Raw genomic sequence first — 18,627 nt, 5'->3', positions numbered from 1 at the left:
GGGAGGTTCCGTGAGCGTGACGATGACTGCTGATCTGGCTGATGGCGTCGCGCGCACCGTGGAACTGCTCCAAGGGAAGAAGATCGCCCTGCTCACCGGAGCGGGCATCTCCACCGATTCCGGCATCCCCGCCTATCGCGGAGCGGGTGCAACCACGCGGGCCGACCCGATGACGGCGCAGCGTTTCCTCGCGGACGAATCCGCGCGGCGACGCTACTGGATCGGCGGGCACCTGGGCTGGCGCGCCTTCGCGCAGGCCGCGCCGAACGCCGGGCACCGGGCACTCGCCGAGATGGAGCGCGACGGGCTCGTGAGCGGTGTGATCACCCAGAACGTCGACGGATTGCACCTGCGTGCCGGCAGTTCGCACGTCATCGAGGTGCACGGCACCATGCGGCGCGTGCTCTGCCTGCAGTGCGGTCAGGTCTTCGACCGCCGCGACATCGCGGCCCAGATCGAAGACCTCAACCCCTGGATCACGGTCCCCGAGAACATTCCGCTGAACCCGGACGGCGACGTCACACCCGCCACCGCCGACGGTTTCGTCGTCCCGACGTGCACGGTGTGCGGCGGGATGCTGAAGCCGGACGTCGTGTTCTTCGGCGAGTTCGTCCCGGCCGGCCGCTTCCGCGCCGCCGAGTCGCTGCTCAGGGCGAGCACCGCTATGATCGTCGCCGGCTCGTCACTCGTCGTGAACTCCGGGGTCCGCCTCGTCGAGCGCGCCAGGCGCCGCGGCATCCCCCTCATCATCATCAATCGCGAGCCGACCAGGGCCGATCCCTGGGCGGACGTGACGCTCGCGGGCGGCACGAGCGATGTCATCCCCGCGATCCAGGAGCAACTCTCGTGACTCTGATCACCCTCGTCCGCCACGGCCAGACCGACTGGAACCTCGACCGACGCATCCAGGGGTCCACCGACATCCCGCTGAACGAGACCGGTCGCGGGCACGCGCGCGAAGCCGCGGCAGCCCTCGCGACGGGCACGCACCACGCGATCTACGCCAGTCCTCTGGTCCGCGCCCACGAGACCGCGCGGATCATCGCCGGGGAGATCGGGCTCGGTGAGCCGGAACTGGTCGCCGATCTGCGCGAGCGGGAGTTCGGCGAGGCCGAAGGAATGCTCGTCGCCGACTACATCGCCTCCTACGGCGACTGGCACGCCGACGTTCCGGGCGCCGAATCCTTCGACGAGGTCCGCGATCGAGCGCTCGGCGCACTGGACCTCATCGCCCGAGATTCGCGGCGCCGTTCCGCGCCGGTCGCGGAATCCGTGATCGTCGTCGCCCACGGCGGAGTGATCAGGGCTCTGCTGGATCACGCATCCGGCGGGACCATGCCGCCGGTCGGTGTGCCGCTCGCGAACGGCTCGGTGCACCGCTTCGAGGCCTCGCCGGATGTGCTGCGTCTGCTGGAGACGGTTCGGGCTCCGTAGCCGTCACGCCGAATCGGAACGCTGCGCCCTCGCGATGACCGACGAGGCATGGCGCAGCACGGGCTCGTCGATCATGCGCCCTTCGAACCGGAAGACGCCGCGCTCCTCGACCGCCGCCGCCAGTACGCCCTGCGCCCACGCGACCTCGGACGCGGCAGGCCGATAGGCGGCGCGGATCACCGCGACCTGCCCCGGATGGATGCACGCGGTCGCCGAGAACCCGCTCGCCGCAGCATCCTGAGCCTCGGCGGCCAGGCCGTCGAGATCGTCGATCGCGATGTGCACGGCGTCGATTGCCGCCTTGCCACGAGCGCCGGCTTCGAGCAGCACGCGCGCGCGGGCGTAGCGAGCGATGTCGCGGTACGCGCCGTCCGGGCGTCTGCTGGACGTCCCGCCCAACGAGGCGACGAGATCCTCCGCGCCCCACATGAGCCCGACGACCCGCGCGTGCGCGGCCAGCCGGTCCGCCGCGGCGACGCCGCGTGCCGTCTCGCACAGCGCGATCAGCGAGAACCGCGCATCGAAGGCATCCAGTGCGGACGGATCCTCGGCCTTCGCCACCATGACGGTGCGGAAATCGGTCTGCGACAGCGTGGCCAGATCGCTCACGAAATCGGCCGAGTGCGACGCGTTGACCCGGACGATCACCCGGTCGGGGTCGACGTCCGCGTCGATGAGATTCCCGCGGGCGGCAGCCTTGTCTGCCGGGGCGACGGCGTCCTCGAGGTCGAGGATCACCGCATCCGATCGGTCCAGCGCCTTGGCGAAGCGCTCCGGGCGATCGGCGGGGCAGAACAGCAGCGCGGGACCGAGTTCGAACGTCATGCGTCTCCTCCGGGTCGGCAGCGCACGAGCACCGTGCGGACGGCCGTCGCGACGACCGTCCCGTCCTGGTTGCGCCCGGTGTGGGCGATCGTGCAGATGCCCTGCCCCGGCCGCGAGGACGACAGCCGTTTGTCGGTCACGGTGCTCTCCGTATAGAGGGTGTCCCCCGCGAACAGCGGATGCGGAAACCGGATGTCGCTCAGTCCGAGCTGTGCGACGAGCGTCCCCTGGGTCAGCTGGGCCACGGACGAGCCGACCATCGTCGACAGCGTCCACATCGAGTTGATCAGCGGACCGCCGAACTCCTGCGCGGCGGCGTACGCGGCATCCAGATGCAGCGCCTGCGTGTTCATGGTCAGCGTCGTGAACAGCACGTTGTCGGCCTCGGTGGCGGTGCGCCCAGGACGATGCAGGTAGGTCGCGTCGAGGTCGAACTCCTCGTAGTACAGGCCGCGCTGGACGATCTCCGTCATGATGCCACGCTACCCCGCGAGCCCCAGTGTCCGTGCGATCACGAGCAGCTGGACCTCGGTGGTGCCCTCGCCGATCTCGAGGATCTTCGAGTCGCGGTAGTGCCGCGCCACGGGGAACTCGTCCATGAAGCCGTTGCCGCCGAAGATCTGCGTCGCATCACGGGCGTTGTCCATCGCGGCCTCTCCCGCGACCAGTTTCGCGATCGCCGCCTCCTCGCCGATGCGCCGGCCCGCATCGCGCAGCCGCGCGGCGTGGTGCCACGCGAGTCGTGCGGTGTGCACGCGTGCGCGCATGCGCGCGAGAGTGAACTGTGCGTTCTGCCGGGTACTGAGCGCGGCGCCGAACACCGTGCGACTGCGAGCGTAGGCGGTCGCCTGCTCGAGGCATCCCTCCGCCGCACCCGTGGAGAGCGCCGCGATCGCGACGCGGCCCTCGTCCAGGATGCTGAGGAAGTTCGCGAAGCCCCGTCCTTCCTCACCGAGCAGGTTCTCCGCGGGGACCCGAGCATCGATGAACGTCAGCGGATGCGTGTCCGATGCCCGCCAGCCGAGCTTGTCATACGACGGCTCGACCGTGAACCCCGGCGTCCCGTTCGGGACGACGATGGTCGAAATCTGCTTGCGGCCGTCCCGCTCCCCGGTGACCGCCGTCACCGTGACGAAGGCGGTGATCGGAGTGCCGGAGTTCGTGATGAACTGCTTCGCGCCGTTGATCACCCACTCGTCCCCGTCGCGCCTGGCCGTGGTGCGCGTGGCACCGGCGTCGCTGCCGGCCTCCGGCTCCGTGAGACCGAACCCCGCGAGGGCACGCCCGGCGAGCAGATCGGGCAGCAGCGCTTCGCGCTGGGCATTCGTGCCGAACCGGAACACCGGCATCGCGCCGAGGCTCACACCGGCCTCCAGCGTGATCGCGATCGACTGGTCCACCCGCCCGAGCGCCTCGATCGCGATGCCGAGGGCCATCAGATCGCCACCCTGTCCGCCGACCTCCTCGGGGAACGGCAGCCCGAACAGCCCGAGATCGCCCATCTGCCGCACCACGTCCATGCTGAGCGTGTGCGTCCGGTCGGCCTCATAGGCCTGCGGTGCGACGACGGCATCGGCGAACTCGCGGACCATCCCGGCGAGTTCGCGCTCTTCTTCGGTCAGGTCAGTCATGGCTCTCCTCCGCCTCGACGCGAGCGACCGGTTGGTCGCGCCGCACCTGGTCGCCCTGCGCGACCAGGAGGTGCACCGTGCCGTCGTGCGGCGCGAGCACCGGATGCTCCATCTTCATCGCCTCGACCGAGGCGATGACATCTCCCTGCGCGACCCGCGCCCCCTCGGCGACGTGCACCGCGACAACGCTGCCGGGCATCGGCGCACGGACATCCGGGTGGGTGGCGACGGCCTCGGGATGCTTCGCCGCCAGACGATGCTCCATGACCTGACGTCGGGTGAGGGGCTGCAGGCGCGCGGTGCGTCCGGCTTCGGCGGCCCACACGGACCCATCCGCGGCGACAGCGGCCTCGGCGTGAACGCGAGGCGACGCGCTGCGGTCGCTCGATGAACCTGCAGGGGCGTCGGCGCGGACGACGTCGCCGTCGTCGGTCAGGAAGGCGACGTCGTTGTCCGCGGCATCCGTTCCGCTCAGCTGCCACCCGGCCAGCGCGGCCCAGACCGCGCCCGCACGAGACGTACGCTGCGCGGTGAGACTTCGCCCGGCGAAATCGGTCTCACCGCACAATGCACGTCTCGCCGCATCCAGCAGGGGCGCGGACGGCGCGGCAACGTCGAACGGCAGCAGAGTCTCGATCAGGCCGGTGTCCAGATCGGCAGCGATGACGCGCTCATCCGCGCACAGCGTCCGCAGGAAGGCGATGTTCGTGTCCACGCCGAGTACGACTGTCTGCGCCAGCGCCTCATCGAGCTGCGCGAGGGCGGCCGCACGATCATCCGCATGCGCGATGACCTTCGCGATCATCGGGTCGTAGAAGCCGGTGATCTCGGATCCGGTCTCGATCGCGGCATCCACACGCACGCCGACCGGTGCGACGAAGCGCAGGACGTCTCCCGTCGAGGGCAGGAAGCCGCGCTCGGGCGACTCAGCGTAGACGCGCGCCTCGATCGCATGACCTCTCGTCTGCGGAATGTCCGGCAGGGCTTCTCCGGCCGCGACCCGCAGCTGCAGTTCGACGAGATCGAGCCCGGTGACCGCCTCGGTCACGGGGTGCTCGACCTGCAGCCGCGTGTTCATCTCGATGAAGAACACGTCGTCGGGAGCATCCGCATCGACGAGGAACTCCACCGTTCCTGCACCGACGTAGTCGACGCTCGCCGCGACGCGGACGGCCTCGCTCCACAGCCGCTCCCGAAGCCGATCGGAGATGCCTGGTGCCGGTGCCTCCTCGATGACCTTCTGGTGTCGGCGCTGCAGCGTGCACTCGCGCTCGCCGATCGCGACGACGGTGCTGTGCGCGTCGCCGAACACCTGCACCTCGAGGTGGCGCGGACGAGCGATGAGGCGCTCGAGCACGAGGGCGTCATCGCCGAAGGATGCCGCTGCCACCCGCCGCGCCGAGCTCAGCGCCGCAGCGAGAGTGTCTTCACCGCGCACGACCTCCATGCCCTTTCCCCCGCCGCCGGCGCTGGGCTTGACGAGCAACGGGTATCCGATCTCGGCGGCACGCGCGCCGATCTCGGCGTCCGACAGGCCGGCTGCGTCGAAACCCGGGACCACCGGGACGCCGCGCTCGGATACGTGAGCACGTGATCGGGCCTTGTCGCCCATGATCTGCAACGCCTGTGCGCCTGGACCGATGAACGTGAGGCCGGCGTCCGCGCAGGCGTCGGCCAGCGCCGCGCTCTCCGACAGGAAGCCGTACCCGGGGTGCACCGCCTGCGCACCGCTCTCCCGCGCCGCGGCGATGATCGCCTCGACGTCGAGATACGACTCCGGCGCGGGCGCCGGACCGATCCGGACCGCCTCGTCCGCCTCTCGGATGTGGGGGGCGCCGGCATCCGCATCGGAGTAGACGGCGACGCTGCGGATGCCGAGAACGGAGAGCGTGCGGATGATCCGGCGAGCGATCTCACCGCGATTCGCGATCAGGACAGAGGAGAACACGGGCATCACATCCGGAAGACGCCGAAGCCCGGCGCAGGCAGTGGAGTGCGGGAGACGACATCGAGGGCGAGCCCCAGCAGGTCGCGCGTGCGGTCAGGATCGACGATGCCGTCGTCCCAGAGCCGTGCGGTCGCGTAGTAGGGTTCGCCCTGGTTCTCGTACTGTTCGCGGATCGGTTCCTCGAACGCGGCGCGCTCGTCGGCCGTCCAGGATTCGCCGCGCGCCGTGAGCTGATCCTCTTTGACTGTGGCGAGCACCGAGGCCGCCTGGTTGCCTCCCATGACCGAGATGCGGCTCGCCGGCCAGGTCCACAGGAAGCGAGGCGAGTACGCGCGCCCGCACATCGAGTAGTTGCCCGCTCCGAACGATCCGCCGATGATGAGGGTGAGCTTCGGAACCCGCGTGGTGGCGACGGCCGTGACCATCTTCGCGCCGTCCTTCGCGATGCCGCCCGCCTCGGCGACGGACCCCACCATGAATCCCGTGATGTTCTGCAGGAACAGCAGCGGGATGCCGCGCTGATCGCACAGCTCGATGAAGTGCGCCCCCTTGAGAGCGGATTCGCTGAACAGGACGCCGTTGTTCGCGACGATTCCGACCGGATGGCCGTGCAGACGAGCGAAACCGGTGACGAGCGTCGCGCCGTAGTCGGGCTTGAACTCCAGCCAGGACCCGCCGTCGATCAAGCGGATGATGACCTCGTGGACGTCGTAGCCCGCGTTCACATCGACCGGGACCACGTCGTACAGGCTGCTCGTCTCCGCCGGGTCGACGCTCTCGCGGACCTCCCATGCCGGCTCCGGCGACGCCGGCAGCGTCGACACGATGTCGCGCAGGATCTCGAGCGCGTGCTCGTCGTCCTCAGCGAGATGGTCGACGACGCCGGAGCGGCGGGCGTGCAGCTCTCCCCCGCCCAGCTCTTCCGCGGACACGATCTCTCCGATCGCGGCCTTCACGAGCGGCGGCCCGCCGAGGAAGATCGTCCCCTGGCGGCGGACGATCACGCTCTCATCGCTCATCGCCGGCACGTACGCGCCGCCGGCCGTGCAGGACCCGAGCACAGCTGCGAGCTGCGGGATGCCGGCAGCCGACAGTCGCGCCTGGTTGAAGAAGATGCGCCCGAAATGATCGCGGTCGGGGAAGACCTCGTCCTGCTTGGGGAGGAAGGCGCCGCCGGAGTCGACGAGGTACAGGCACGGAAGGCGATTCTCGAGGGCGATCTCCTGCGCCCTCAGATGCTTCTTCACCGTCATCGGCAGGTAGCTGCCGCCCTTGACCGTCGCATCGTTGCAGACGACCATGACGTGGCGGCCGTGCACCAGTCCGATGCCGGCGATCACGCCGGCGCCGGGAACCTCGGCGTCGTACATTCCGTCGGCCGCCAGGGGCGCCACTTCCACGAACGGGCTGCCCTCGTCGAGCACTCTCGCGACGCGTTCGCGCGGCAGCAGCTTGCCGCGCTGGACGTGACGGCGTCGTGACGTCTCCGGTCCCCCGAGCGCCGCCTGCGCCAGCTTCTCTCGAAGGCTCTCTGCGAGCTCGCGCTGCGTCTCTGACATCGTGACGTCCTCCTCGACACACGAGAGCTGGTGCCCGACCGGTCCGGTCGGTTAGTGTGCACTAACCCGTTCATTTAGGTTAGCGAGCATTAACTGAGATGACAACCCCGATCACGGCGCGCGATCGCGCCAAGGCCGAGCGGTCCGACGCTCTGCTGTCCGCGGCCGCCACGCTCTTCGCCGACCGGGGCTTCTCCGGTGTGAGCCTCGAGGACATCGGCACAGCGGTCGGCGTGTCAGGGCCCGCCGTGTACCGCCACTTCTCCGGGAAGCAGGCTCTGCTGGGCGCACTGCTCGTCGGCGTCAGCCGCGACCTCGTGGCGGGCGGAACAGCCGTCTCCGAAGCCGCGTCCGGCGACGAGGATCGTGTGCGCGCGCTCATCCGATTCCATGTCGACTTCGCGCTCGGCCACGCCGACGTCATCCGCGTGCAGGACCGCGATCTCGCGCATCTTTCGGAAGAGGATCGCGCAGATGTCCGAAGACTGCAGCGCGCGTACATCGAGCTGTGGATGTCGGCGCTCTCGCCGTTGCGTGCCGTGTCCACGGACGAACTGCGCCTGCGGGTGCAGGCGGGGTTCGGTCTGATCAACTCGACCCCGCACAGCACCCGCTCGGCCTCACGCACGCAGGCAGCCACGGCGGCCGTCCTCGCGGAGATGGCGTACGCAGCGCTGACGGCCTGACGACGCGGAGCCGTCAACCCATCAGCATCGCGCGGCCCGGTTCCTCGAGGATGTCGGCGACGTCCTTGAGGAACCGCGCCCCCTCGGCCCCGTCGACGACGCGGTGATCGAACGACAGACTCAGCGTCATGACCTGGCGAATCGCCAGCTCGCCTTTATGCACCCACGGCTGCGGGCGCACGGCTCCGACCGCGAGGATGCCGGATTGCCCCGGCGGCAGGATCGGCGTTCCAGCGTCGATGCCGAACACCCCGATGTTCGTGATCGAGAACGTCCCCCCGGCGAGTTCCGCCGGCGATGTGCGCCCCGATCGCGCCGTATCGGTGAGCCCCGCCAGCGCGTCCGCGAGTCCGGTGAGAGACATCCGCTCGGCATCCCGGATGTTCGGGACGATCAGCCCGCGTTCGGTCGCCGCGGCGATGCCCAGATCCACGTAGCGGTGCTCGACGATCTCGCCGGCTTCGGCGTCCCAGCTCGAGTTCAGCCCCGGGGTGCGCCCCAGCGCGAGGCACACGGCCTTCGCGATCACGACGAGCGGTCCGATTCGGGTGCCTGCCAGCGACTTGTCTTCGCGCAGCGACGCGATCAGTTCCATGGTCGCCGTGACATCGACCGTATGGAAGCACGTCACGTGCGGTGCCGTGAACGCACTGTCGACCATCGCCTGAGCGGTGTGCTTGCGCACGCCGCGGATCGGGATCCTGGTCTCGCGCTCTCCGACGTCGCGCGGGCTCGCAGGCGCGACGGGGCGGGACACCGGGGCCGCGAGGGCGATGCGCTCGGCATACGCGTCGACGTCGACGCGCGTGATCGCGCGGTCGCCGACCTCGGCCGCGACGAGCACGAGGTCGATGCCCAGACCCTTTGCGTACGCGCGCACCGGCGGCGTCGACCGCGGCCGTTCCCCCTGGACGGTCTCGATCGGCCCTGTCGGCAGCACGTCGTGCGGTGCCGCTTCGAGCACGGCGGTGTCGACGGCGGAGGATGCGGCGTCGGCCGTGCGGCGGGCGCGCCGCGCAGGACGCGATCCGCCGGTCGGCGCAGCGCCGTAGCCCACGAGGTTCGCCTGCGCGGCAGGCTCGGCGGCGTCGGATGCCGTGGTCGCCGCCTCACCGGCATCCGGCGCATCCGTGGACGGTCCCGCGATGTCGAACGCGATCAGCGGGGCGCCGACGGCGACCGTGTCGCCGGCTTCGGCATGCAGCGTGGCGACGACGCCGTCGTACGGCGAGGGGAGCTCGACGATCGCCTTGGCCGTCTCGACCTCGGCGAGAGTCTGATTGAGCGCGACGGTGTCGCCCGGGGCCACCAGCCACTGCACGATCTCGGCCTCGGTGAGGCCCTCACCCAGGTCGGGAAGGCGGAAATCGGTGGTCATGCGCCTGCCTCCGTCATGCTGTTCGGGCGGTCGAGCACGCGGTCCACCGCGTCCAGAATGCGGTCGAGATCGGGCAGATGGTGCTTCTCCAGCTTCGCCGGCGGGTACGGGATGTCGTGCCCGGTGACGCGCAGCGGTGGAGCCTCGAGGTACTCGAAACAGCGCTCCGTGACGCTCGCGATGACCTCCGCGGCGACACCGGCTTCTCTGGACGCCTCGTGTGCGACGACCACGCGGCCGGTGCGGCGCACTGATGCCGCCACGGTGTCGTAATCCACCGGGGACAGCGATCGCAGATCGATCACTTCGAGGTCGATGCCGTCCTCCTCGGCGGCGGCCGCGGCATCCAGCGCAGTGGTGACCATCGCACCGTACGTGAGCACCGTGGCATCAGCGCCCTGACGCACCACCTGGGCGAGCCCCATCGGCACGGCATCCGCCAGGGGTGCTTCCAGATCGACCTCGCCCTTGTGGTGGTACAGGCGCTTCGGCTCGAAGAAGATCACCGGATCGTCGCTCGCGATCGCCTGTCGCAGACACCGGTAGGCGTCCTGCGGATTCGACACCGCGATCACCCGAAGCCCCGCGGTGTGGACGAAGTACGCTTCCGGCGACTCGGAGTGATGCTCGGCGGCGCCGATGCCGCCGGCCCACGGGATGCGGATCGTGATCGGCATCCGAACTCTGCCCTGCGTGCGATAGTGCAGCTTCGCGACCTGCGACACGATCTGATCGAACGCCGGATACACGAAGCCGTCGAACTGGATCTCGACCACGGGCCGGTAGCCGCGGAACGCCAGCCCAACGGCGGTGCCGACGATGCCCGATTCCGCGAGCGGAGTGTCGATCACGCGTGCGGCACCGAACTCGTCGATCAGGCCGTCCGTGATGCGGAAGACGCCGCCGAGGCGACCGATGTCCTCGCCGAGGATCACGACCTTGTCGTCATCCCGCATCGCCTGCGCGAGGCCGGCGCCCAGCGCCTTGCCGAGCGTCATCTCGGTCATCTCAGGCCTCCTCGTCGAACGAGTGCAGGTAGGCCGCGTACGCGTCCCGTTCGCGTGCGAGCCCGGTGTGCGGCTCGGCGTACACGCCGTCGAAGACCGCCATCGGCTCGCGGGTCACCATCCCGATGCAGGCCGCGCGCATCTCGCGCGCTGCGATGTCAGCCTCGGCCTGCGCGGCGGCGACCTGCGTCTCATCGAGCTCGCCGCGCGCCGTCAGGAAGGCTTCCAGGCGCGCGATCGGATCGCGCGTGCGCCACGCCTCGAGCTCCGCCTGATCGCGGTAGCGCGTCGGGTCGTCGGCTGTCGTGTGCGGGCCCATCCGGTATGTGACGGCCTCGATGAAGGCCGGCCCCTTGCCGCTGCGTGCGTGATCGAGCGCCCAGCGCATCGCTGCCAGGCAAGCGAGGACGTCGTTGCCGTCGACACGGAGGCTGGGAATGCCGAAGGCCGGGGCACGGCCGGCGATAGGGAACCGCGACTGCACCGAGACCGGCTCGGAGATCGCCCAGTGGTTGTTCTGGCAGACGAACACGGCAGGAACGCCGTAGGACGACGCGAAGATCATCGCCTCATTGACATCGCCCTGGCTGGTGGCGCCATCACCGAAGTATGCGACGGCCACTTCATCCGTGCCCTCGCGCTGGATGCCCATCGCGTAGCCGACCGCGTGCAGACTCTGCGCACCGATGATGATCTGCATCGGAGCGCAGCGCAGGCGATCCGGGTCGTACGCCGCGCCCTCTTCACCTCGCCACGTGCGCACGAAGTCGGCCGGCTCCGCACCGCGCGCCAGGATGACGCCGGTTTCACGGTAGCTGGGGAACACGAAGTCCTGCGGTGCCAGTGCGCGGGCGGTGCCGATCTGCGCCGCCTCCTGTCCCTGACAGGGCGCCCAGAGGCCGAGCTGCCCTTGGCGCTGCAGTGCGAAGCCTTCGGCATCGATTCGTCGCAGCACCACCATGTCGCGGTGGAGCGCCCGAAGCCGGGCCGCATCGATGTCTGCGACGTACCGATCCAGATCGGGGTGCGTCAGACGAGTGCCATCCGGAGCTATCAGACGCTCGACGAGGTCCAGGTCCTGAGCGGTGTCGGTGATCGGAGTGGTCTGTGGTGACATCTTCGTCCTCCTCGGTCGCGTCGCCCCTTGTGGGGGCGGTGCTGCACGGCGCCGACATCGTCATCGGCTGTTCCGAGGCTACGTCTGCTGATCACGTCGCTCAAGCATTTCCGCAGGCATTGAGCATGTTGCGAATTCTCGGCGCTCTGGAGGGTGCTACCGTTTGGCACTATGTCAACCCTCGATCGCATCGACCTCGAGCTGCTGACGGCGCTCGCGGAGGATCCGCGCGCCACGATCGTGGCTCTCGCGGAACGGCTCGGACTGTCGCGCAACACGATCCAGGCGCGGATGGCCAGGCTCGAGCAGACCGGAGTGCTCCTCTCCTACGAACGCGCGTACTCCCCCGAGGTCCTCGGGTTCCCGCTGCAGGCCTTCATCAGCATCGGACTGCGCCAGACGGAACTGCCTCGGATCACGGCGGAGCTCGCGCGGATCCCGGAGATCCTCCAGGTGCACGGCCTGAGCGGCTCGATCGATCTGCTCGCCAGCGTGGCCTGCCGGGATGCGCGCCACCTGTTCGACACGGATGCCCGCATCCTCTCCATCGAAGGCGTCGAGCGCACGGAGACGTCGCTCGCGATGGGCGAGGTGATCCCCTACCGGGTCGCCGGGCTCATCGGGCTTGCACGACGGGAAGCCTGAGGAAGCGTCGGATCGCGCCGGCCGCCTCTGCCGGCGTCTCGTAGTGGATCAGGTGACCGACATCGGCGATCTCGACGATCTCGGCATCCGGGAACCGGGTCGCGAGCAGTCGCTCGGCCTCGATCGGCGTGATGTCGTCCTGCTGCGCGGCGATGAGCAACGTCGGCTCCGTGATCCGAGGCGCGAACGCGCCCACGTCATGCGACACGCTGGCCACGAACGCGTCCTTGAGGACGTCCCGGTCCGCGAACAGCGAGAAGTAGGTGTCGTGCTGCGCATGGATGAAGCGCCGCAGCTCGGGGTCCCGCGTCTTCGCCATCGTGATGCTCATGACGCGCACGATCACGCGGTTGCGCAGCAACGCTGTTCCCCACCGGTTCGGCAGCTTCGCACCCAGCGCGTAGTAGAGCACCGCGAGACGGGTCATGAGGCCCTTGGGTCCCTCGAGCGCGGGGGCGCCGATCGGGTTGATCAGGATCAGTCGAGGGGTCTCCAGACCGCCGGCGACGGCGGCCGAGGCGACGATCGAGCCGAACGAGTGGCCGAGGATCACCGCTCCGGGGGCGACGCGTGCGGCGAACTCGGTCAGCCATTCGGCGTACCGATCGAGGTCATGCCGGCCACCGGGCAGGGGAGCGGTCTCGCCGAACCCCGGCAGGTCGGGGGCGATCACATGGAGATCGGGCAGGTAGGCCAGCACGGGCTCGAGACCGTGGTGCTCTCCTCGGAATCCGTGCACGGCGATCACCGTCGGCCCCGTGCGCTCGGGGTCGCCGTACTCCCAGTACGCCGTCGTGCCGCCGCCGACCTCGACGTCTCGGCGCCGAACCGGCAGCGCGTTCAATCGGTCGGCGTAGGGCGAAGACATGACTTCGATTCTACGGGCGCCCGTGCCCCGGAGAGCCTCCGCGGCGATGTCGGAGCCTCGATCTAGCGTGAAGAGCATGACCGACGAGACCATGCTTCCCGACTGGCTCACCCGCGTCGGCGTCTTCGACCTCGAGACCACGGGGGTCGACGTCCGCACCGACCGCATCGTTACCGCTCATGTGGGTGTCCTGGATGCGAAGGGACGACAGATCGCTGCCCGCTCGTGGATCGCCGACCCCGGCATCCCGATCCCCGATGGCGCCGCCGCGATCCATGGCTTCACCACCGAGCGCGTCCGTCGTGAAGGCCGCCAGCCGGCCGAGGTCGTCGCGGAGATCACCCGGTCCCTGCGCGCACTCCTCGCGCAGGGCATTCCCGTCGTCGCCTACAACGCCTCGTACGACTTCTCGCTGCTGTTCCACGAGTGCATCCGCCACGGCATCGAGCCGCTGCAGGACCCATCGCCCGTGATCGATCCGCTCGTCATCGACAAAGCCGTCGACCGCTACCGCCGCGGCAAGCGGACTCTCGAGGTCGTCGCCGAGCACTATGCGGTGGCCCTCGACGCCGCGCACGAGGCGTCGGCTGATGCGATCGCTGCCGGACGCGTCGCGCAGGCGCTCGCCGCCCGGTTCGCCCTTCCGCCGACCGCCACCGAGCTGCACACGCGCCAGATCGGCTGGGCGCGCACGCAGGCCGAGAGCCTCACGGAGTACTTCATCAGCATCGGGCGGCTCGAGCCCGAAGAGACCATCGACGGCACCTGGCCGGTGCGGGACGGCGCGGATTCCGTCTGACGGGGGATGCCGATGACGCGCGGGATGCCTAGGCTCGCAGCGTGAACGATTTCCTGGGGTGGATGACCATCGCGGTGGTGTTCGGCATGCTTCCGGTGCTGCTGTTCACCGGCCTGCGGCATGTGTTCTCGCGCAGGAGCATCGAGGAGAAGTACCGCGGCATGGCGAACGCTGGGCTCGTGGGCGTCTTCGACGCCGTCTGGTCGCCGAGCGCGCATGAGGCGACTCAGGAACGCGACCGACAGCAGCGGGCGTCGATCCCGGCGCCCACGCCGGACAAGGGTCCTGGTGTGATGGGCGCCGACGGTCGCATCGTCATCGAGGTCGACGCGGACTGACGCCGTGAACGACGAAGGTCCCGGCTCCATGGAGCCGGGACCTTCGTGAAGCGGGTGGCTGCTTACTTGCTGCCGCCGAAGCCCTTGAAGCGCTGGTTGAACTTCTCGACGCGACCGGCCGAGTCCATGATGCGCTGCTTGCCCGTGTAGAACGGGTGCGAGGCCGAGGAGATCTCGACGTCGATGACGGGGTACTCCACGCCGTCGAGCTCGATCGTCTTGTCGCTCGACACCGTCGAACGGGTGAGGAACGTCTCTCCCGAGCCGAGGTCGCGGAACACGACTGCCTGGTAGTCGGGGTGAATGTCAGTCTTCATGGGATTCCTTACGTGGCGCCCTGGATTGTGCCAGGGACGAGGGAAGTCTGTCGGTGCAGAGCGCACCGAGGATCCAGTTTAGCAGATCAGGCCGCGCGTGCCGCGTAGCGGCCGGCGTCCTCGCTCAGGGCGATCGGCAGTCCGAATGCCTCGGTCAGCGACTCGGAGGTGAGGGCCTGCGCGATCGGACCCTGGGCGACGGCAGCGCCGTCGCGCACGAGCAGCGCGTGGGTGAAGCCGACCGGGATCTCCTCGACATGGTGTGTGACCATGACCATCGCCGGCGTGGTCGGCGACGAGGCATAGCCGCTCAGCAGGGCGAGCAGCTCCTCACGGGATCCGAGATCCAGCGACGCGGTCGGCTCGTCCAGCAGCAGCAGCTCAGGGTCGGTCATGACCGCGCGCGCGATCTGCACGCGCTTCTGCTCGCCGTCGCTCAGCGTTCCGAACAGGCGATCGGCAAGATGATCGAGCTTCCACTCCCCCAGCACACGCAGGGCGCGGCGCTCGTCGATGTTCTCGTACTGCTCGTTCCAGCGGCCCATCACGGAGTAGGCAGCGGTCAGCACGGCGTTGAGCACCGTCTCATCGCGAGGAATGCGCTTGGCCATCGCGGACGAGGCGAACCCGATACGCGGACGCACCTCGAACAGGTCGCTCCTGCCGAGTGTCTCCCCGAGGACCGTCACGGTGCCGGACGTGGGGTGCAGCAGCGTGTCAGCCAGCTGCAGCAGCGTGGTCTTGCCCGCCCCGTTCGGGCCGAGCACGGCCCAGCGCTCGTCGTCTGCGACCTGCCAGGTCACATGATCGACGATGTTCCGCCCATCGCGGCGCACGACGACATCGGTGAGATCCAGGGCACTCGGCATGTCTTCAGCCTAACGGCTCAGCCGGCGAGCTCCCGGTAGAGCTCACGCGTGGTGTCGGCAATCGCCTCCCAGCTGAACCGGGTGCGCGCGCGTTCCCGCCCCGCAGCTCCGTACTGCTCCGCGCGCTGCGGATCGCCGACGACTTCGGTCAGCACCGCGGCGAGATCCGACACATAGCGGTCCGGATCCACCGGCGTCCCCGTGCCGTCCTGAACCTGCTCGATCGGCACCAGACGTCCGGTGACGGATTCGTCCACAACCTCGGGGATGCCGCCCGTCGCGGTACCGACGACCGCAGCTCCGCAGGCCATCGCCTCGAGGTTCACGATCCCGAGCGGCTCGTACACCGACGGGCACACGAATGCGGTCGCCGCTGTGAGGATCGCGGAGAGTTCGGCTCTCGGCAGCATCCGCTCGATCCAGATCACGCCGTCTCTGGTCTGCTGGAGCAGGCGGACGCCCTCCTGCACCTCGGCCATGATCTCCGGGGTGTCCGGCGCGCCGGCGCAGAGCACGATCTGCACCTCGCGCGGAAGCTCGGCGACGGCGCGCAGCAGATACGGCAGACCCTTCTGACGCGTGATGCGGCCGACGAACACGACGGACGGCCGATCCGGGTCCATCCCGATGCTCGCGAGGAATCCGGGATCGGAGACCGGATGCCACTGGTCGACGTCGATTCCGTTGTGGATGACGCGCACGCGCGCAGGGTCCACCTGCGGATAGCTGCGCAGGATGTCGGCACGCATGCCGGCGCTCACGGCGACGATGGCCGCTGCGTTCTCGTAGGCGAGCCGCTCGATCCCGCTGGACACCGCGTAGCCGCCGCCGAGCTGCTCGGCCTTCCACGGCCGCAGCGGCTCCAGGCTGTGCGCGGTCAGCACGTGCGGGATGCCGTGCAGCTGCGAGGCGATGTGGCCGGCGAAGTTCGCGTACCAGGTGTGCGAGTGCACGAGATCCGCTCCGGCGATGTCGCCGATCATGCTCAAGTCGGTGCCGAGCGTCTGGATCGCCGGGTTCGCGTCGGCGAGTTCCGGCGGCGTGCGGTACGAGCTCACACCGGGTTCCGCACGGTCGGCGCCGAACGCACGGACCTGCACCTCGATGCTGCGGCGCAGCGCCGTGACGAGCTCTGTGACGTGGACACCTGCCCCTCCGTAGATCTCCGGCGGGTATTCCTTCGTGATCATGTCGACGCGCATGTCTGAAACGTAGTACAGCGCGGCCTCGTGCATCTATGGTGGAGCCATGGCGGCTCCGCAGAAGGTTTTCGGCATCATCCTCGCCGGCGGTGAGGGCAAGCGACTCATGCCTCTCACGGCGGATCGAGCGAAACCCGCGGTTCCGTTCGGCGGGCAGTACCGCCTCATCGACTTCGCCATCTCCAACCTGATCAACTCGGGCCTGCGACAGGTCGTCGTGCTCACGCAGTACAAATCGCACAGTCTGGATCGTCACATCTCCCAGACGTGGCGGATGTCGGCGCTGCTCGACTCCTACGTCACATCCGTCCCCGCGCAGCAGCGCCTGGGCAAGCGCTGGTTCTCCGGGTCCGCCGACGCGATCCTGCAGAGCCTCAACCTCATCAACGACGAGAAGCCGGACATCGTCGTCGTGATCGGGGCCGATCACGTGTACCGGATGGACTTCCGGCAGATGCTCAAGGCGCACGTCGCGTCGGGCGCGAAGGCGACCGTCGCCGGCATCCGTCAGCCGCTCGCCCTGGCGAACCAGTTCGGCGTGATCGATGCGGATCCGGACGGCTCCGGCCTGATCAGGGACTTCCTGGAGAAGCCGACGGATGCCGAGGGCCTCGCCGATTCGCCGCACGAGGTGCTGGTGTCGATGGGCAACTACATCTTCGACACGGATGCCCTCATCGCGGCCGTCGAGGCGGACGGCGAACTGCCGACTTCCGGTCACGACATGGGCGGCGACATCATCCCGTACTTCGTGAACCGCGGCGAAGCCGGGTACTACGACATGAAGCAGAACGACGTCCCCGGTTCCTCGCCGCGGGATCGTGCGTACTGGCGCGATGTCGGAACGATCGACTCGTTCTTCGACGCTCACATGGACCTGATCTCGACGCTCCCCGTCTTCAACCTCTACAACACGGCGTGGCCGATCCGCACGCAGAGCGTGAATGCTCCGCCGGCGAAGTTCGTCCGCGATGCGGTGGGACGGATCGGCAACACGATCGACTCGATCGTGTCGCTCGGCTCCGTGCTGTCCGGCACTCATCTGGAACGCAGCGTCGTGGGACCAGGCACCCTCGCGGGTGGCGGATCGACCATCACCGACTCGGTGCTGTTCGACCACGTGCGCGTGGGTCAAGGGGCGCGGATCCACCGCGCGGTTCTCGACAAGAACGTGATCCTCGAAGATGGCGCCACGGTCGGAGTCGACCGCGAACGCGACCTCGCCCGTGGGTTCACGGTCACGGAGTCCGGGATCACGGTGGTCGGCAAGGGCATCCGCATCGACCGCTGAGACCGGGTCATGCGGGACGAGCGACGTTCGGCCGTGCCCTAGGCTTTCACGCGTGAGTTCCGCGCGCTTCCTCGTCGTCCTCGATGCCGATTCGACCCTCATCCGCAACGAGGTGATCGAGCTTCTCGCCGACGAAGCGGGGCGCCGCGACGAGGTCCAGGCGGCCACCGAGGCCGCCATGCGCGGCGAGGTCGATTTCGCCGCAAGTCTTCGCTCTCGCGTGGAGGCGCTGACCGGCGTGCCGACCTCGGCGTTCGAGCGCGTCCGCGCGCGCATCGAGCCGACCCCCGGGGTGCGCGAACTGACCGCGGCCGTGCACGAGCGCGGTGGCGTCGTCGGGGTCGTCTCCGGTGGGTTCCACGAGATCCTCGACCACATCGCACCGGTGCTCGGCGTCGATCGGTGGCGCGCGAACCGTCTCGAGATCGAGGGCGACGCGCTGACGGGACGCGTGGACGGCGATATCGTCGATGGCGAGGCGAAGGCGGCGTCGCTTCTCGAGTGGGCTGACGAACTGGGCGTGCGCGATCGGGCGACGATCGCGATCGGCGATGGAGCGAACGACCTGCGGATGATGTCCGTCGCGGGCCTCGGGCTCGCCTTCAACGCCAAGCCGCCCGTGCGCGAACGCGCCAGCCTCGTGATCGGCGCCGTCGATCTGCGCGAGGTGATCCCGCTGCTCCCCTAGCGCGTGTTCGATGCCCCGATTACCT

Annotated in this window: 20 protein-coding genes; 8 read left to right on the top strand and 12 right to left on the bottom strand. The window is 69.0% G+C overall.

Annotated elements, in window-relative coordinates; all coding sequences use genetic code 11:
- Positions 1–22 precede the first annotated feature (22 nt).
- Positions 23–850, top strand: coding sequence for a Sir2 family NAD-dependent protein deacetylase (locus tag ACWAT3_RS01500; RefSeq protein WP_460795851.1), 828 nt, complete (start codon positions 23–25; stop codon positions 848–850).
- Positions 847–1,434 carry a histidine phosphatase family protein gene (locus ACWAT3_RS01495; RefSeq protein ID WP_460795306.1) on the top strand — a complete coding sequence of 196 codons (588 nt, stop codon included), beginning with the start codon at positions 847–849 and terminating at the stop codon, positions 1,432–1,434. The genes ACWAT3_RS01500 and ACWAT3_RS01495 overlap by 4 nt, the downstream gene beginning before the upstream one ends.
- Positions 1,435–1,437: 3 nt before the next feature.
- Here the strand turns inward: ACWAT3_RS01495 and ACWAT3_RS01490 are convergent, their stop codons facing one another.
- From ACWAT3_RS01490 to ACWAT3_RS01470, 5 genes are read right to left on the bottom strand one after another with little or no spacing between them, the layout of a single operon-like run.
- A complete protein-coding gene (locus ACWAT3_RS01490; protein WP_460795305.1) occupies positions 1,438–2,259 on the bottom strand; it encodes an HpcH/HpaI aldolase/citrate lyase family protein in 822 nt (273 codons plus the stop codon).
- Positions 2,256–2,732 (bottom strand): MaoC family dehydratase, encoded by a 477-nt coding sequence (locus ACWAT3_RS01485; protein WP_460795303.1) that lies wholly within the window; start codon positions 2,730–2,732, stop codon positions 2,256–2,258. The genes ACWAT3_RS01490 and ACWAT3_RS01485 overlap by 4 nt, the downstream gene beginning before the upstream one ends.
- Before the next feature lie 9 nt (positions 2,733–2,741).
- The gene (locus ACWAT3_RS01480) at positions 2,742–3,890 is read right to left on the bottom strand and encodes an acyl-CoA dehydrogenase family protein (RefSeq protein ID WP_460795301.1); all 1,149 of its coding nucleotides are present in this window, start codon (positions 3,888–3,890) and stop codon (positions 2,742–2,744) included.
- Positions 3,883–5,844 (bottom strand): acetyl/propionyl/methylcrotonyl-CoA carboxylase subunit alpha, encoded by a 1,962-nt coding sequence (locus tag ACWAT3_RS01475; protein ID WP_460795300.1) that lies wholly within the window; start codon positions 5,842–5,844, stop codon positions 3,883–3,885. Before ACWAT3_RS01475 ends, ACWAT3_RS01480 begins: the two co-directional genes overlap by 8 nt.
- Positions 5,844–7,397 carry a carboxyl transferase domain-containing protein gene (locus ACWAT3_RS01470; protein ID WP_460795298.1) on the bottom strand — a complete coding sequence of 518 codons (1,554 nt, stop codon included), beginning with the start codon at positions 7,395–7,397 and terminating at the stop codon, positions 5,844–5,846. Before ACWAT3_RS01470 ends, ACWAT3_RS01475 begins: the two co-directional genes overlap by 1 nt.
- Positions 7,398–7,495: 98 nt before the next feature.
- On the opposite strand from ACWAT3_RS01470, the gene ACWAT3_RS01465 reads away from it, so the two are divergent.
- Positions 7,496–8,083, top strand: coding sequence for a TetR/AcrR family transcriptional regulator (locus tag ACWAT3_RS01465; RefSeq protein ID WP_460795296.1), 588 nt, complete (start codon positions 7,496–7,498; stop codon positions 8,081–8,083).
- Between the two features lie 13 nt (positions 8,084–8,096).
- On the opposite strand, the gene ACWAT3_RS01460 is transcribed toward ACWAT3_RS01465, so the two are convergent.
- Genes ACWAT3_RS01460 through pdhA form a run of 3 tightly spaced genes read right to left on the bottom strand, consistent with a single transcriptional unit; the run spans position 8,097 to position 11,585 of the window.
- The gene (locus ACWAT3_RS01460; protein WP_460795295.1) at positions 8,097–9,461 is read right to left on the bottom strand and encodes a dihydrolipoamide acetyltransferase family protein; all 1,365 of its coding nucleotides are present in this window, start codon (positions 9,459–9,461) and stop codon (positions 8,097–8,099) included.
- The gene (locus ACWAT3_RS01455; RefSeq protein ID WP_460795293.1) at positions 9,458–10,468 is read right to left on the bottom strand and encodes an alpha-ketoacid dehydrogenase subunit beta; all 1,011 of its coding nucleotides are present in this window, start codon (positions 10,466–10,468) and stop codon (positions 9,458–9,460) included. Before ACWAT3_RS01455 ends, ACWAT3_RS01460 begins: the two co-directional genes overlap by 4 nt.
- 1 nt (position 10,469) lies before the next feature.
- Positions 10,470–11,585, bottom strand: a complete 1,116-nt coding sequence (gene pdhA, locus ACWAT3_RS01450; protein ID WP_460795291.1) for a pyruvate dehydrogenase (acetyl-transferring) E1 component subunit alpha — start codon at positions 11,583–11,585, stop codon at positions 10,470–10,472.
- A 171-nt stretch (positions 11,586–11,756) separates the two neighbouring features.
- On the opposite strand from pdhA, the gene ACWAT3_RS01445 reads away from it, so the two are divergent.
- A complete protein-coding gene (locus ACWAT3_RS01445) occupies positions 11,757–12,230 on the top strand; it encodes an Lrp/AsnC family transcriptional regulator (protein ID WP_429460533.1) in 474 nt (157 codons plus the stop codon).
- Here the strand turns inward: ACWAT3_RS01445 and ACWAT3_RS01440 are convergent.
- Entirely contained in the window at positions 12,202–13,098 is an 897-nt protein-coding gene (locus tag ACWAT3_RS01440; RefSeq protein WP_460795289.1) for an alpha/beta fold hydrolase, read from the bottom strand. The two genes, ACWAT3_RS01445 and ACWAT3_RS01440, sit on opposite strands and share 29 nt — an antisense overlap.
- Positions 13,099–13,174: 76 nt before the next feature.
- Here ACWAT3_RS01440 and ACWAT3_RS01435 point away from each other — a divergent pair, with 76 nt between their 5' ends.
- A complete protein-coding gene (locus ACWAT3_RS01435; protein WP_460795288.1) occupies positions 13,175–13,897 on the top strand; it encodes an exonuclease domain-containing protein in 723 nt (240 codons plus the stop codon).
- A gap of 41 nt (positions 13,898–13,938) precedes the next feature.
- Positions 13,939–14,235, top strand: coding sequence for a hypothetical protein (locus tag ACWAT3_RS01430; protein ID WP_460795286.1), 297 nt, complete (start codon positions 13,939–13,941; stop codon positions 14,233–14,235).
- 62 nt (positions 14,236–14,297) lie between these two features.
- Here the strand turns inward: ACWAT3_RS01430 and ACWAT3_RS01425 are convergent, their stop codons facing one another.
- From ACWAT3_RS01425 to glgA, 3 genes are all read right to left on the bottom strand, one after another.
- Positions 14,298–14,552 carry a type B 50S ribosomal protein L31 gene (locus tag ACWAT3_RS01425; RefSeq protein ID WP_179438025.1) on the bottom strand — a complete coding sequence of 85 codons (255 nt, stop codon included), beginning with the start codon at positions 14,550–14,552 and terminating at the stop codon, positions 14,298–14,300.
- A gap of 86 nt (positions 14,553–14,638) precedes the next feature.
- Positions 14,639–15,421, bottom strand: coding sequence for an ABC transporter ATP-binding protein (locus ACWAT3_RS01420; RefSeq protein WP_460795284.1), 783 nt, complete (start codon positions 15,419–15,421; stop codon positions 14,639–14,641).
- Positions 15,422–15,438: 17 nt separating this feature from the next.
- Positions 15,439–16,623: a glycogen synthase gene (gene glgA / locus ACWAT3_RS01415; RefSeq protein WP_460795282.1), complete on the bottom strand. Its 1,185-nt coding sequence runs from the start codon at positions 16,621–16,623 to the stop codon at positions 15,439–15,441.
- Between the two features lie 46 nt (positions 16,624–16,669).
- Here glgA and ACWAT3_RS01410 point away from each other — a divergent pair, with 46 nt between their 5' ends.
- Both ACWAT3_RS01410 and serB read left to right on the top strand, forming a co-directional pair.
- A complete protein-coding gene (locus ACWAT3_RS01410) occupies positions 16,670–17,914 on the top strand; it encodes a glucose-1-phosphate adenylyltransferase (RefSeq protein WP_460795281.1) in 1,245 nt (414 codons plus the stop codon).
- Between the two features lie 52 nt (positions 17,915–17,966).
- Positions 17,967–18,602 (top strand): phosphoserine phosphatase SerB, encoded by a 636-nt coding sequence (gene serB, locus ACWAT3_RS01405; protein ID WP_460795280.1) that lies wholly within the window; start codon positions 17,967–17,969, stop codon positions 18,600–18,602.
- Positions 18,603–18,627 lie beyond the last annotated feature (25 nt).

The sequence above is a fragment of the Microbacterium sp. GXF0217 genome, from assembly GCF_054798195.1.
The sequence above is the reverse complement of the archived record's forward strand: the minus strand, read 5'-3'. Positions and strand labels throughout refer to the sequence as shown.

What these genes read in the sequence shown, in the direction of transcription:
- ACWAT3_RS01485 (WP_460795303.1), bottom strand. Translation starts at nt 2,732, where the DNA reads ATGACGGAGATCGTCCAGCGCGGCCTGTACTACGAGGAGTTCGACCTC.
- ACWAT3_RS01410 (WP_460795281.1), top strand. Translation starts at nt 16,670, where the DNA reads ATGGCGGCTCCGCAGAAGGTTTTCGGCATCATCCTCGCCGGCGGTGAG.
- ACWAT3_RS01480 (WP_460795301.1), bottom strand. Translation starts at nt 3,890, where the DNA reads ATGACTGACCTGACCGAAGAAGAGCGCGAACTCGCCGGGATGGTCCGC.
- ACWAT3_RS01460 (WP_460795295.1), bottom strand. Translation starts at nt 9,461, where the DNA reads ATGACCACCGATTTCCGCCTTCCCGACCTGGGTGAGGGCCTCACCGAG.
- ACWAT3_RS01425 (WP_179438025.1), bottom strand. Translation starts at nt 14,552, where the DNA reads ATGAAGACTGACATTCACCCCGACTACCAGGCAGTCGTGTTCCGCGAC.
- ACWAT3_RS01435 (WP_460795288.1), top strand. Translation starts at nt 13,175, where the DNA reads ATGACCGACGAGACCATGCTTCCCGACTGGCTCACCCGCGTCGGCGTC.
- ACWAT3_RS01470 (WP_460795298.1), bottom strand. Translation starts at nt 7,397, where the DNA reads ATGTCAGAGACGCAGCGCGAGCTCGCAGAGAGCCTTCGAGAGAAGCTG.
- ACWAT3_RS01500 (WP_460795851.1), top strand. Translation starts at nt 23, where the DNA reads ATGACTGCTGATCTGGCTGATGGCGTCGCGCGCACCGTGGAACTGCTC.
- ACWAT3_RS01455 (WP_460795293.1), bottom strand. Translation starts at nt 10,468, where the DNA reads ATGACCGAGATGACGCTCGGCAAGGCGCTGGGCGCCGGCCTCGCGCAG.
- ACWAT3_RS01420 (WP_460795284.1), bottom strand. Translation starts at nt 15,421, where the DNA reads ATGCCGAGTGCCCTGGATCTCACCGATGTCGTCGTGCGCCGCGATGGG.
- glgA (WP_460795282.1), bottom strand. Translation starts at nt 16,623, where the DNA reads ATGCGCGTCGACATGATCACGAAGGAATACCCGCCGGAGATCTACGGA.
- pdhA (WP_460795291.1), bottom strand. Translation starts at nt 11,585, where the DNA reads ATGTCACCACAGACCACTCCGATCACCGACACCGCTCAGGACCTGGAC.
- ACWAT3_RS01465 (WP_460795296.1), top strand. Translation starts at nt 7,496, where the DNA reads ATGACAACCCCGATCACGGCGCGCGATCGCGCCAAGGCCGAGCGGTCC.
- ACWAT3_RS01490 (WP_460795305.1), bottom strand. Translation starts at nt 2,259, where the DNA reads ATGACGTTCGAACTCGGTCCCGCGCTGCTGTTCTGCCCCGCCGATCGC.
- ACWAT3_RS01475 (WP_460795300.1), bottom strand. Translation starts at nt 5,844, where the DNA reads ATGCCCGTGTTCTCCTCTGTCCTGATCGCGAATCGCGGTGAGATCGCT.
- ACWAT3_RS01445 (WP_429460533.1), top strand. Translation starts at nt 11,757, where the DNA reads ATGTCAACCCTCGATCGCATCGACCTCGAGCTGCTGACGGCGCTCGCG.
- ACWAT3_RS01440 (WP_460795289.1), bottom strand. Translation starts at nt 13,098, where the DNA reads ATGTCTTCGCCCTACGCCGACCGATTGAACGCGCTGCCGGTTCGGCGC.